At 43.1% G+C, this 12,866-nt stretch carries 15 protein-coding genes and 1 pseudogene; 3 read left to right on the plus strand and 13 right to left on the minus strand.

What is annotated here, in order from left to right:
* The 9 genes from PSE60_RS15885 to fkpA all read right to left on the minus strand — a co-directional run.
* Positions 1-111, minus strand: a 111-nt coding sequence (locus PSE60_RS15885) for a GTP-binding protein (RefSeq protein ID WP_231310522.1), incomplete at its 3' end; no start/stop codon positions are given.
* A 77-nt stretch (positions 112-188) separates the two neighbouring features.
* On the minus strand, positions 189-2,315 hold the full coding sequence (gene fusA, locus PSE60_RS15890) for an elongation factor G (protein WP_210840273.1): 2,127 nt from the start codon (positions 2,313-2,315) through the stop codon (positions 189-191).
* 86 nt (positions 2,316-2,401) lie between these two features.
* The gene (gene rpsG, locus PSE60_RS15895; protein WP_004262486.1) at positions 2,402-2,872 is read right to left on the minus strand and encodes a 30S ribosomal protein S7; all 471 of its coding nucleotides are present in this window, start codon (positions 2,870-2,872) and stop codon (positions 2,402-2,404) included.
* A gap of 97 nt (positions 2,873-2,969) precedes the next feature.
* A complete protein-coding gene (rpsL, locus tag PSE60_RS15900) occupies positions 2,970-3,344 on the minus strand; it encodes a 30S ribosomal protein S12 (protein ID WP_004265905.1) in 375 nt (124 codons plus the stop codon).
* Between the two features lie 136 nt (positions 3,345-3,480).
* The gene (gene tusB, locus PSE60_RS15905; RefSeq protein WP_004265906.1) at positions 3,481-3,768 is read right to left on the minus strand and encodes a sulfurtransferase complex subunit TusB; all 288 of its coding nucleotides are present in this window, start codon (positions 3,766-3,768) and stop codon (positions 3,481-3,483) included.
* A gap of 57 nt (positions 3,769-3,825) precedes the next feature.
* On the minus strand, positions 3,826-4,185 hold the full coding sequence (tusC, locus tag PSE60_RS15910; RefSeq protein ID WP_115166427.1) for a sulfurtransferase complex subunit TusC: 360 nt from the start codon (positions 4,183-4,185) through the stop codon (positions 3,826-3,828).
* A 24-nt stretch (positions 4,186-4,209) separates the two neighbouring features.
* Positions 4,210-4,614, minus strand: coding sequence for a sulfurtransferase complex subunit TusD (gene tusD / locus PSE60_RS15915; protein WP_272666009.1), 405 nt, complete (start codon positions 4,612-4,614; stop codon positions 4,210-4,212).
* Entirely contained in the window at positions 4,611-5,315 is a 705-nt protein-coding gene (locus PSE60_RS15920) for a helix-turn-helix transcriptional regulator (protein WP_004262503.1), read from the minus strand. Before PSE60_RS15920 ends, tusD begins: the two co-directional genes overlap by 4 nt.
* A gap of 298 nt (positions 5,316-5,613) precedes the next feature.
* A complete protein-coding gene (fkpA, locus tag PSE60_RS15925; RefSeq protein ID WP_272666010.1) occupies positions 5,614-6,357 on the minus strand; it encodes an FKBP-type peptidyl-prolyl cis-trans isomerase in 744 nt (247 codons plus the stop codon).
* 246 nt (positions 6,358-6,603) lie between these two features.
* Between fkpA and PSE60_RS15930 the strand changes: the two genes are divergently transcribed.
* Positions 6,604-6,816 (plus strand): SlyX family protein, encoded by a 213-nt coding sequence (locus tag PSE60_RS15930; protein WP_272666011.1) that lies wholly within the window; start codon positions 6,604-6,606, stop codon positions 6,814-6,816.
* A 79-nt stretch (positions 6,817-6,895) separates the two neighbouring features.
* Here the strand turns inward: PSE60_RS15930 and slyD are convergent, their stop codons facing one another.
* From slyD to kefG, 4 genes are all read right to left on the minus strand, one after another.
* A complete protein-coding gene (slyD, locus tag PSE60_RS15935) occupies positions 6,896-7,507 on the minus strand; it encodes a peptidylprolyl isomerase (RefSeq protein ID WP_272666012.1) in 612 nt (203 codons plus the stop codon).
* Positions 7,508-7,593: 86 nt separating this feature from the next.
* Positions 7,594-7,797, minus strand: a complete 204-nt coding sequence (locus tag PSE60_RS15940; protein ID WP_115166425.1) for a YheV family putative zinc ribbon protein — start codon at positions 7,795-7,797, stop codon at positions 7,594-7,596.
* A 9-nt stretch (positions 7,798-7,806) separates the two neighbouring features.
* Positions 7,807-9,615: a glutathione-regulated potassium-efflux system protein KefB gene (gene kefB, locus PSE60_RS15945; protein ID WP_210839340.1), complete on the minus strand. Its 1,809-nt coding sequence runs from the start codon at positions 9,613-9,615 to the stop codon at positions 7,807-7,809.
* The gene (kefG, locus tag PSE60_RS15950) at positions 9,615-10,169 is read right to left on the minus strand and encodes a glutathione-regulated potassium-efflux system ancillary protein KefG (RefSeq protein ID WP_210839337.1); all 555 of its coding nucleotides are present in this window, start codon (positions 10,167-10,169) and stop codon (positions 9,615-9,617) included. Before kefG ends, kefB begins: the two co-directional genes overlap by 1 nt.
* A gap of 222 nt (positions 10,170-10,391) precedes the next feature.
* On the opposite strand from kefG, the gene PSE60_RS15955 reads away from it, so the two are divergent.
* Complete coding sequence (locus tag PSE60_RS15955) at positions 10,392-12,326, plus strand: ABC transporter ATP-binding protein (protein WP_272666013.1); 1,935 nt, start codon at positions 10,392-10,394, stop codon at positions 12,324-12,326.
* A 224-nt stretch (positions 12,327-12,550) separates the two neighbouring features.
* A pseudogene (locus PSE60_RS15960) lies at positions 12,551-12,859 on the plus strand (type II toxin-antitoxin system RelE/ParE family toxin).
* Positions 12,860-12,866 lie beyond the last annotated feature (7 nt).

Consider the following 12,866-nt stretch of genomic DNA (forward strand, 5'->3'; position numbering starts at 1 on the left):
TGCCAGAACAGTAGTGATAGCTGCTGTCAGAGTAGTTTTACCGTGGTCAACGTGGCCGATAGTACCAACGTTAACGTGCGGTTTTGAACGTTCAAATTTTTCTTTAGACACGACTCTATTCCTTATGGAGTTCCCTCTTCACGATAAAGAAGGAACTTAAATTAAAGTTGTTAACCGATAAAAATCGATTATTTAGCGTTACGAGCTTCGATTACAGCTTGTGCAACGTTGTTTGGTGCTTCATTGTACTTCAGGAACTCCATAGAGTATGAAGCACGACCTTGTGTCTGAGAACGCAGGTCAGTAGCATAACCGAACATTTCTGACAATGGTACTTGTGCACGAACGACTTTACCAGTAGGCAGGTCATCCATACCTTCAATCATACCACGACGACGGTTCAGGTCACCAATAACATCACCCATGTAGTCTTCTGGTGTTTCCACTTCAACTTTCATGATTGGCTCAAGCAGAACTGGTTTAGCTTTTTTGAAGCCATCTTTAAACGCGATTGAAGCCGCAAGTTTAAACGCCAATTCAGAGGAGTCAACATCATGGTAAGAACCGAAATGTAAACGAACACCCATGTTAACAACCGGGTAACCAGCTAATGGACCAGATTTCAGCTGTTCTTGGATACCTTTGTCAACCGCAGGGATGTATTCAGTAGGAATTACACCACCTTTGATATCGTTGGCAAATTCGTAATCCATTTGAACGCCGTCTTTATCGTTTTTGTTCAGTGGGAACATATCGATAACGACATGACCATACTGACCACGACCACCAGACTGTTTCGCGTGTTTACCTTCGATATCAGTCACTTTCATAGTGATTGCTTCACGGTAAGCAACTTGAGGTTTACCAACGTTCGCTTCAACTTTAAACTCACGACGCATACGGTCAACCAGAACGTCCAAGTGCAATTCACCCATACCAGCGATGATAGTCTGATTAGTCTCTTCATCACTTGATACGCGGAATGATGGGTCTTCTTGAGCCAAACGGCCTAATGCGATACCCATTTTTTCTTGGTCAGCTTTAGTTTTTGGTTCGATTGCAACAGAGATTACTGGCTCTGGGAATTCCATACGCTCCAGGATGATTGGTGCATCAACCGCACATAAAGTATCACCTGTAGTTACATCTTTCAGACCGATTGCAGCCGCGATGTCACCAGCGCGAACTTCTTTAATCTCTTCACGTTTGTTAGCGTGCATCTGTACGATACGGCCAAAACGTTCTTTCTTCGATTTCACTGCGTTCAGAACTGTGTCACCTGAATTAACAACACCAGAGTAAACACGGAAGAACGTTAAGTTACCAACGAATGGGTCGGTTGCAATTTTAAATGCTAATGATGAGAATGGTTCATCATCACTTGCGTGACGCTCAGCAGGAGTGTCTTTACCGTCGTCCAGAATACCATTGATTGCAGGTACATCTGTTGGCGCAGGTAAGTAATCAACAACTGCATCCAGCATCGCCTGAACACCTTTGTTCTTAAACGCAGAACCACAGGTAACCAGGATAATTTCGCTTGCAAGAACACGTTGACGTAATGCAGCTTTAATTTCTGCTTCAGTCAGTTCTTCACCGCCCAGATATTTTTCCATCAGTTCTTCTGATGCTTCTGCTGCGGTTTCGATCAGGTTGTTGTGCCACTCTTCAGCAGCTTCTTGCATGTTCGCAGGGATATCTTCGTATTCGAAGGTAACGCCCTGGTCTTCGTCGCTCCACTTGATTGCTTTCATTTTCAGCAAGTCAACAACACCAGTGAATGACTCTTCTGCGCCGACTGGTAATTGCAGTGGAACTGCGTTAGCAGCTAAACGTGATTTTAATTGCTCAACAACACGTAAGAAGTTCGCACCCATACGGTCCATTTTATTAACGAACGCGATACGTGGAACTTTATATTTGTTAGCCTGACGCCATACAGTTTCAGACTGTGGCTGAACACCACCAACCGCACAGTAAACCATTACTGCGCCATCAAGAACACGCATAGAACGTTCTACTTCGATGGTGAAGTCAACGTGTCCCGGGGTGTCGATGATGTTGATACGGTGTGGCTCATACTGTTTTGCCATACCAGACCAGAATGCAGTAGTCGCTGCAGATGTGATAGTAATACCACGCTCTTGCTCCTGCTCCATCCAGTCCATTGTTGCAGAACCTTCGTGAGTTTCACCAATTTTATGGTTTACACCAGTATAGAACAGAATACGTTCAGAAGTTGTGGTTTTACCGGCGTCGATGTGTGCACTGATACCGATATTACGATAACGTGCTATGGGCGTTTGACGGGCCATTTTTTCCTCTCTCGTGGGCGTTCAATGCTTCATATAAAGGGTAGCAAATGGCTACCCTGAGATACATCACTAATGCGGGTAAGAAATTACCAACGGTAGTGTGCGAACGCCTTGTTAGCTTCTGCCATACGGTGAACGTCTTCACGTTTCTTAACAGCGGAACCTTTGTTCTCAGCAGCGTCTGATAATTCATTTGCCAGGCGAAGCGCCATAGATTTATCACCGCGTTTACGAGCAGCATCAACGATCCAACGCATTGCCAGGGCATTACGACGAACCGGGCGAACTTCAACTGGAACTTGGTAAGTTGAACCACCAACACGGCGTGATTTAACTTCCACAGTCGGACGCACGTTATCTAGTGCTAATTCGAATGCATCAAGTTCAGTTTTACCAGAACGCTGAGCAAGGGTTTCAAGTGCGTTATATACGATTGCTTCAGCAGTAGATTTTTTCCCGTCTACCATCAGGATATTTACAAACTTGGCCAGTAATTCTGATCCGAACTTAGGATCTGGAAGAATTTTACGTTGACCTATTACGCGACGACGTGGCATGGATATGACTCCGTTGTTAATTCAGGTTTGTCCAAAACTCTACGAGAGTATTTTGACATTAAGATTAAAATGTTTGGCCTTACTTAACGGAAATCCATTAAGCCTTAGGTTTTTTCGCGCCGTATTTAGAACGAGCTTGCTTACGGTCTTTAACACCAGAACAGTCCAGTGCGCCGCGAACGGTGTGATAACGCACACCTGGTAAGTCTTTAACACGACCACCACGGATAAGGATAACGGAGTGCTCCTGCAAGTTGTGGCCTTCACCACCGATGTAGGAAGAAACTTCGAAACCATTAGTTAAACGAACACGGCATACTTTACGTAATGCTGAGTTTGGTTTCTTAGGAGTGGTAGTATATACACGAGTACATACGCCACGTTTTTGCGGGCAAGCTTCCAGTGCTGGAACGTTGCTTTTAACAACTTTCGAGCTACGAGATTTGCGTACCAGCTGATTAATAGTTGCCATTATTAAAAAAGCTCCTGGTTTTATTGCTTCGTAAACACGGATTTTGACCTCGTTCGCCAACATGACGATACACGAGGACGCGAAATTTTATTGCTGACTGGCTCAGGTGTCAAGAAATATACAACTTTTAGTGCCTTTATATGGCAAAATGTTGTTTTTGGACTTCTGTTAGCTTCACAAAACCTTGATATGTGATTACAGAAACTGCGGTTGAGAGGGTATTTTGCAACCCGCGAGCATTGATGTCGGCATCCAAAGCGTACAACTGCGCACCTGTTTTTTGTAATGCAATAAGAAAAGGTGACTGTGCGACTGCCGCAACCACGCCATCTTGCATCAGTAAAACTACGTCTTCCGCCGTAATAAAGCCTAGCATCGCAGAAAAATCACATTTAAATGGAGATGTTGCTAATGTATACAGCATAGAAAAGATCCTACTATAGATCAAAACTTAACCCAAGCTCAAAATTCGCACAATCGATCAAAAATTAAGCACCACATCACATTCAGCTATTCTCGCTCTGATCTCTTTCTTGTTGAGAATTGTTGGCGTCACGACCCATTTGGTATTTTCCCCTAACCCTCGTTCTTGTAATGAAGAGCCGCAGAGATAAATTTTTTCAATGTCATATAATGGCAATATTTTAAATGTTGCGATGTAATCCCGAGCAAGCACTTCGGCAGGGTGTTGGTTTGCTAGAAGCTGATAGACGCCATCAGAGAGAAAAAACACCTGAATGTCTTCTGTCAGTGCTGAAGTTGCTAATAATGCATCTAGCCCTTCTCGACCACTGGCATTTCCATGGGGCATGGTTGTAAAGACAAACGCTATTTTTTTCACACGATACCTTGTATTGAGCTGTTCCTAGAATTGAATTGTCCGGTCTGTGATTATCATCGCTTCCGCAAGGCTTCCTAACCCACTCATTATAAAGCCCTCAGCAAGGTTGGCTGTTGGAAGTGATAAACTTTGCGCTTGTTCTTGGTCAACAACCCCTCGGCGCAAAGCTGCGGAAACACAGATATGCATTTCACATCCAGATTGTTTTGCCAATTCCTGCCAAGCTGAAACTAAATTGAATTCATCTGTTGCCGGTGAAGTAAGCTGATTCGCATTGAAAACACCTTCACGATAAAAAAATAGTGTTTTCAATATATGCCCTTCTTCAAGAAGGGCTTTTGCAAATTGATACGCACTCGCTGCTTGTTGTGTACCGTAAGCAGGACCTGTCACAACTAAGCAGTAGGTTAGCGAATTTGTATTACTCATTCACCGCTCTTGAATTGACGAATGTATAAGTAAACCGTGTGTTTAGAGATGTTCAGGCGGTCAGCAACTTGGTTGATGGCGTCTTTAATATCAAAAATACCTTTTTCGTATAGGTTAAGAACTACTTGCTTATTTTTTGCGTTATTCGAGACATTACGGTCACCACCGACTTCTTCAATCGTATATTCCAATGTTTGCGCGACAAGGTCATCAACTGAAGAGGCAAAGTTCACATCTGAAGTGACTTCTTGTTTAGTTTCTGGAACAAACGATTGAATAATTTCAGAGAACGGCACATCTAAGTTCATATTGATACATAGTAAGCCAATCACACGTTGCTTACGGTTACGAATCGCAATAGTCACGGATTTCATTAAATCACCGCTTTTCGCTTTCGTAAAATAAGCTTTCGAGACATTCGATTCTTCGTCTGCCATATCGTGCAGCATTCTCAACGCTAGGTCTGTAATCGGTGAGCCTATTTTACGCCCAGTGTGCTGACCATTTGCGATTCTGACTGCAGAGCAGTTTAGGTCTTCTAAAGAGTGAAGAACAATTTCACAGTGCCCACCGATTAGCATTGCCAGACCATCCACCGCAGCTTCATACGATTTTAAAATCTCATGGTCTGTCTCAGAAAAGGGTTGGTTATCCAATATGTTAATATCGCTGAGGTCGTGTGATTGTATAGAATCAGACATTTCAACATCATCCTTCTAATGTAAAAAACTCATCCTGTTGACTAAAAAGGCGTTCATTATTCGACTATTTGGCCTTCATTACTTTGTTCGTAGCCAACAATTGTGATGATAAAAAATAAAATAGAGTCTTCTGAAGTTAAAACTCCACGGCGTTGCCGTCAAGCGAATGAATGCAAGACAGTCTGTTTTATCACAAGTTTTAAACAATTTGAGAATTTTTTTGATGAGAAATACAAAAAAGCCCAAGGCATGAATGCGTTGGGCTTCAAAATACACTTAGCTGATGCTTAATGAATACTTATTTAGCAGCAGGTTTGATATCTAATAATTCAACATCAAAGACTAATGTTGAATTTGCAGGGATACCCGGCACACCATTTTCGCCGTAAGCTAAGTCAGCAGGGATCACTAACTGCATTTTACCGCCTTTTTTCAGGTTCACTAAACCTTCAGTCCAGCCTTTAATTACTGAGTTTAATGGGATAGTCAGTGGCTCGTTACGTGAATATGAGCTATCGAATTCAGTGCCATCAATCAGAGAACCTTTGTAGTGAACGACTACAGTTTCGTCTGCTTTAGGTTTAGCACCTGTACCGTCTTTTTCAATTTTATACAGCAGGCCTGATTTAGTTTTTACAACGCCTTTTTCTTTCGCGTATTTTTCACGGTACTCAGCACCTTTTTTCTCATTCGCTGCTGATTCATCTTTCATTTTTTTGTCTGCAGCTTCTTTGACTTGACCTTCAAACTGACGCAATGTTTCCTCAACTTCTGCATCGGTCATTTTGCTTTTGCCGTTAAATGCATCTTGGACACCAGCAAGCAATTGCGCTTTGTCCAAGTTAATACCAATTGTTTTTTGCTCTTCTAAAGAATTCTGCATGTAGCGGCCTAAAGACGCACCCAGTGCATATGCATTACGCTCTTCTGCGTTTTTGAATGCGCTGCTTTGTGCTTTGGCTTCCGCTGCCATCACTTGCGGAGCAGCAAAAGTAAATGCTAGCGTAGTTGCTAAAAGGCTTGCCTTAAACAGTGATTTCATCCTAGTCTCCGATAACTTTTATTCGATTATATTCGAATAGCGAACTATTCGTTTTATGGGTAGGGCTCTTTAAGTTTAGATCCCGTTGCCCCATTGAGTATTAAAAAAATATAATAACTACTGAGACCACATTAACAAAAAGTCGTTTCGTCGCCTATATCTTTAACTAAAACTTATCTATTGATTTGTAATGTTCAGTTATTATGATGGTTTAATTACGATATAAACGCTTAAGGAGAGTCGAATATGGACTCATTTGAACGACGCTTAGAACTTTTAGAAAGTAAAGTTGCCTTTCAAGAACTGGCGATTGAACAACTTAACCAGGTTATTACTGACCAGCAAATGCAAATGAGCCGCCTTCAAGAGCATTTACGCATTGTGGCTGAAAGACTGAAATCATCCCAAGATTCTCACTTAGCAAGGCCTGAAGAAGAAACACCGCCGCCACACTATTGATTTCAAATATAAAACTCTTGATTTCAAATACAAAAAAGGAAGCTTTCGCTTCCTTTTTTACAAACACTAATACAAGGTATTAGTGGCAGCCGCAGCCGCCTTGTTTGTGGCCGTGGCCGTGTCCGTGACCTTCGCCGCCACCACAGCAACCGCCTTCTGAACCGTGGCTATGACCGCCACCGCCACAGCAACCACCTTCGTGGTCGTGGTCATGGTCGTGACCGCCTGCACCATGGACGTGTCCATGTGCAATTTCTTCTTCTGTTGCTTCACGGATAGCCATGACTTCAACATTAAATTTCAGGTTTTGGCCTGCTAACATGTGGTTACCGTCAACGATAACTTCATCACCTTCAATACCAGTGATTTCGACAGGAACTGGGCCCATGTCAGTGTCAGCTAAGAAACGCATACCCACTTCTAGCTCATCAACGCCCATAAATACATCTTTAGGAACACGTTGAACTAAGTTGTCATCGTATTGGCCATATGCATCGTCTGAAGCGACTTCAACATCGAAGTTTTCGCCCACAGAACGACCTTCTAATGCTTTTTCTAAACCTGAAATTAAAGACCCACGACCATGCAAATAGTCCATTGGTGCGCTTGCTGGTGATTCATCAACTAAAACACCGTCTTCTGTTCTTACTTGATAAGCCAAGCTGACCACCAAGTCTTTTGCTACTTTCATGACATCTCCTACTACCCGTAAGGGGAAAATTTTTGCCAATTGTACCGAAAAACTATGATGATGTATTGAGAATTGACAAATTTCTATTATTCAGGTGTAAAAATTCCAATAACCTGCTCTTTTTGCCTGACATGGCCAGTTGCTTCATCCCCTGCTTGGCGTTGTTGATCGCCGCAATTGACACACTCGACGACATCAATTTTATCTTCACGCCACATCATTAATGTGTCCTGTGACTTACACTTAGGGCAAGTCGCCCCGGCAATAAAGCGTTTACGTATTGAAGCCATTTCTAACCCTTACTGTTCATTATTCCAACTATGAGGCTGGCGATGCTCTCTTTGCATTTCTTTCTCAAAGAGTTCATTAAGTTCACGGCGTGCCTCTTTAATGCGTGAAATTTGCCCGCTATCACTATTTTCATTTTCAGGGTAGATATCCCTGAGCATTTTCATGTCTAAACGGCGGAAATGCTGCTTGGCACGATAAGCTTTATGAGGGTGCATCCCCGTACTGACTAAAGCCTTGCTACCAAGTTCAAGCGCACTCGAGAATGTTTCACGGCTAAAGTCAGTCACGCCACATTGCAATAGTTCATGAGCCTCAAGACGACCTTTAGCACGTGCAATAATATGCAAGTTAGGGAAGTTTTCTTGGCAAATTTGCACAATTTCCATCACTTCTTCAGGGACATCACTGGTAATGACGATAGATTTGGCTTTATCAGCGCCTGCTGAGCGCAATAATTGCAGTTCACGTGCATCGCCGTAATATACTGTATAACCATAGCGGCGCATGGTACTAATCGCCGTAACATCTTGTTCTAATACTGTAATTTTAACTTTATTAGCCATTAATAAGCGGCCAACCACCTGCCCCATGCGGCCAAAACCGACCAAAATAACATGCGGGTCATTATCCTCTACAAACGGTTTTTCACTCGAGGCCGGCTGTTGATTATAACGGTAGTTCAAATAGGCATCTATCAGCTGCATCACAAGTGGAGTGGTCATCATCGAAAGCGTGACAACCACCAGCAATAAATCCATTTGCCGTTCATTAATTACACTTGCACCAAAGGCAGTCGCATAGATTACAAATGCAAATTCGCCACCTTGGCTAAGTACACCAGAAAATTGCGCTCTCGCACCATTTCTAAGCCTAGCTGCTAAACTCAGGCCGTAAAGCACTAACGCTTTGACAGCGACTAATGCGGCAACAGCAATCAATACCTGTGGTAAGTAAGCCCACAATATATCTAAATTTAACGACATACCGACTGAGATAAAAAATAGCCCTAGCAGCAGACCTTTAAATGGTTCGATATTAATTTCCAATTCATGACGGAATTCTGTTTCTGCTAACATGACCCCTGCCATAAAGGTTCCCAAAGCCATAGAAAACCCAAGGCTTTCCATAATGAGTGCAGAACCTAATACCACCAATAAGGCTGCAGCCGTAAAAATTTCATGAACACCAGATTTAGCAGCAAGCCTGAACATCGGGCGCAATAAATAGCGGCCAACGACCCATAAGCCTGCGAACGCGACTATCTTCAAGCCAATCTTTTGCCAATCACTGGTTGCGGAATCCCCGGCTAACAGTGGGATCAGCGCCATAATCGGGATAACGGCCATATCTTGAAATAACAAAACAGAGAAACCGAGTTGCCCGCTTTCTTTGTTGGACATCCCTTTTTCATTCATCAACTGAAGTGCCATTGCCGTTGATGACATTGCCATTCCTAACCCACCGACAATGGCGGCTTGCCAAGAGAATTGGGCTAAAAATAACAGAGATGCCATGATAGCCGCAGTCACAACCACTTGAAGCGTACCCACACCGAAAATCGAGCGCCTAAGTTCCCATAATTTAGAAGGTTTCAGCTCTAACCCAATGAGAAACATTAGGAACACCACCCCCATTTCGGAGAAGTGTAAAATATCATCAACATTACGAATAAAACCGAAAACAAATGGCCCAATCATGATCCCAGCAAGCAAATACCCGAGCACAGCACCTAAGCGGATTTTTTGTGCAATAGGTACCATGACAACCCCGGCGCAGAGGAAGATGATAACGGATTCAAATAGCCCCAATTCTGACATCAGGATAACCCTCCCGCACCTAGCGGTTGCTGCATCCATTGGCGGTAGTCATCAATAAGCTGTTCAAAGCGTTCTTTCGACTGCCGACGTGCTGCATAAATGATGGTTGGTTCTAACCATTGCATATCACACATTAATGCGGTCAATTCAAATGGGCGAAGTATTTCTGTAAGTGGGTAATGATTATACCCATCATGTTGATAAGCGTGGATAGGCTCCCCCGTCGTGATCACTGAGCGCCAATATTTGCCTTTTAATTTTTGGTACCCTGCTTCGGTTGCAAAACGGCGAGTTAACACGCGGTCAAACCACTCTTTCAATAAAGCAGGGCAACTATAAGTATAGAGAGGGTGCTGAAAAACAATGATATCGTGCTGGCACAATAATTTTTGTTCCGCAGTAACATCAATAAAATAATCTGGATAAATTGCGTATAAATCGTGCACAGTCACATGGTCAAAATCACGCACTGCCCCCAATAACGCCTTATTAGCCATCGATTCATCGGGGTCCGGGTGAGCGTAGACCACCAGCACTTTCGGTGTATTTGACATCTTTCCCTCCTCAAAGGCGTGTCAGACGGAACATTTTCCGTTACCATGCAGCCTGCTATACTCGTCATACTTCACGTTGCTGTGTTGTTGACTACGCGCATTCGCACTAGTCACCTACTTAAGTAGGCTCCTAGCGACTCATTTGCTTGTCGCCTAACAGCACCGTGAAATATTTAGAGTATATACGTTGGTAATTTAACATATTTTTAATAGACGGTTGCTATGATTGTTTTCTCTTCACTCCAAATTCGCCGAGGTGTTCGTGTCCTACTGGACAATGCCACTGCGACTATTAACCCCGGCCAAAAAGTTGGTTTAGTGGGTAAAAACGGCTGCGGTAAATCGACACTTCTTGCATTATTAAAAGGCGAATTACAAGCTGAAGCAGGTTCTGCAACCTTTCCAAGCAATTGGTCTATGGCATGGGTGAACCAAGAAACCCCTGCCCTTGATGTCCCCGCTCTTGAATATGTGATTGACGGTGATCGCGAGTTCCGAGCCTTAGAACAAAAACTTCAGCAAGCTAATGAAAAAAATGATGGCCATGCCATCGCAGTAGTACATGGGCAACTTGATGCCATTGATGCATGGACCATTCGTTCTCGCGCCTCCAGTTTGCTACATGGCTTAGGTTTCAGCCAAGCACAGCTAGATTCCCCAGTAAAATCATTTTCGGGTGGATGGCGGATGCGTTTGAACCTCGCGCAGGCACTACTTTGCCGTTCTGACCTGTTGTTACTCGATGAGCCAACCAACCACCTTGATTTAGACGCGGTCATTTGGTTAGAAAAGTGGTTAAAAAGCTACCAAGGCACCCTGATTTTGATTTCCCATGATAGGGATTTCCTCGACCCGATTATTGATAAAGTGCTGCATATCGAACAAGAAACCATGTTCGAATATACGGGTAACTATTCTTCTTTTGAGCGCCAACGTGCGACAAAACTCGCCCAGCAGCAAGCGTTGTATGAGAGCCAACAAGCCAAAGCAGCACATTTACAAAGCTATATTGACCGCTTTAGAGTACAAGCCACCAAAGCCAAACAAGCACAAAGCCGCATTAAGATGCTTGAAAAAATGGAAATGGTCGCACCGGCTCATGTGGATAACCCATTCCATTTTTCATTCCGCAAACCAGAAAGCTTACCGAATCCATTATTAAAAATGGAAAAAGTCAGCGCAGGCTACGGTGAAAAGGTCATATTACAATCCATCAAGCTGAACTTAGTCCCGGGGTCACGCATTGGGCTACTCGGGCGTAACGGTGCAGGTAAATCCACTTTAATCAAAATGTTAGCTGGCGACTTACCACCATTACAGGGAGAAATTTCCCTCGCAAAAGGGATTAAACTTGGTTATTTCGCCCAGCACCAATTAGAATATTTGCACCCTGAAGAATCCCCTTTGCAGCATCTTGCTCGCCTTGCCCCTGAGCAAACTGAGCAACAATTACGTGACTATTTAGGTGGTTTCGGTTTTAAAGGTGACCAAGTTACTGACCCAAGCGGCCGTTTTTCTGGTGGGGAAAAAGCGCGCTTAGTTCTCGCTTTAATCGTCTGGCAACGCCCTAATTTACTGCTGCTCGATGAGCCAACCAACCACTTGGACTTAGATATGCGCCAAGCGCTTACTGAAGCCTTAATGGCCTTCGAAGGCGCTTTAGTTGTCGTTTCCCATGATAGGCATTTATTGCGTACCACGACCGATGAACTGTATTTAGTCCACGGCGGTTCTGTAGAGCAGTTTGATGGTGATTTAGAAGATTACCAACAATGGCTAGCTGAGCAAAATAAGCTCGAATTACAGCAAGCGCGTGATCAACAAGAGAAAGATAAGCCAGCCGCTGCTGCAACGGTGACGGCACAAGATAGAAAAGATCAAAAGCGTCGTGAAGCTGAATTTCGTCAGTTAACTCAGCCTATCCGTAAAAAAATTACGGAACTAGAAAAGCAGATGGATAAGCACTCTCATGCCCTGAATGAGCTTGAAGCAAAACTTTCTGATGCAGCCATCTATGAACAAGATAAAAAAGCCGAATTGACGGAATGTTTGAAAAAACAAACTGAACACAAAGCAGCGCTTGAAGATGTGGAAATGGAGTGGATGGAATTGCAAGAGCAGTTAGAAACCATGACCAGTGAGTTTGACGCAATCTAGACATTCATAAAATAAATAACCCTATAATATAGCGCTTGAAACTTCATCATAAGACAGGCGCTATTTTTTTATCCTTTAGAATATTGCATTCATAATCCCTACCGATATCTCTTTATCTATTATTAGCAACATGCACTCGAGCACAGTGCTATTATGCACATCTGTTTGCTATGCTATCGTGCGTACACCGTCATTTATACTATTCACATTTTCAGGGAGGGAAAATGAATCAAAATGATGATGACTGTAGATTGCAATTTAGAGACAGCTATTTAGCGCTATTTTATAAATATGGCACGGCTTACAAAGCCATTCCTTAAGATATCAGCTCAACACTTGCCCGAAAACTAGATATGTTAAATGCGGCTGTGATGTTAAATGACATAAGAAGCCCGCCGGGGAACAGGTTAAAGAAACTGAATCCACCGTTGGCCCATTGTTATTCCATAAGAGTAAATAGCCAATACCGTTTAATTTTTATCTGGGAAAATGGGATTAAAAATTTATACCTAGATCCACATAAAGATATCTAAACCTTAG

This window comes from Providencia sp. PROV174 (assembly GCF_028480685.1).
In the GTDB taxonomy this organism is placed as follows: domain Bacteria; phylum Pseudomonadota; class Gammaproteobacteria; order Enterobacterales; family Enterobacteriaceae; genus Providencia; species Providencia rettgeri.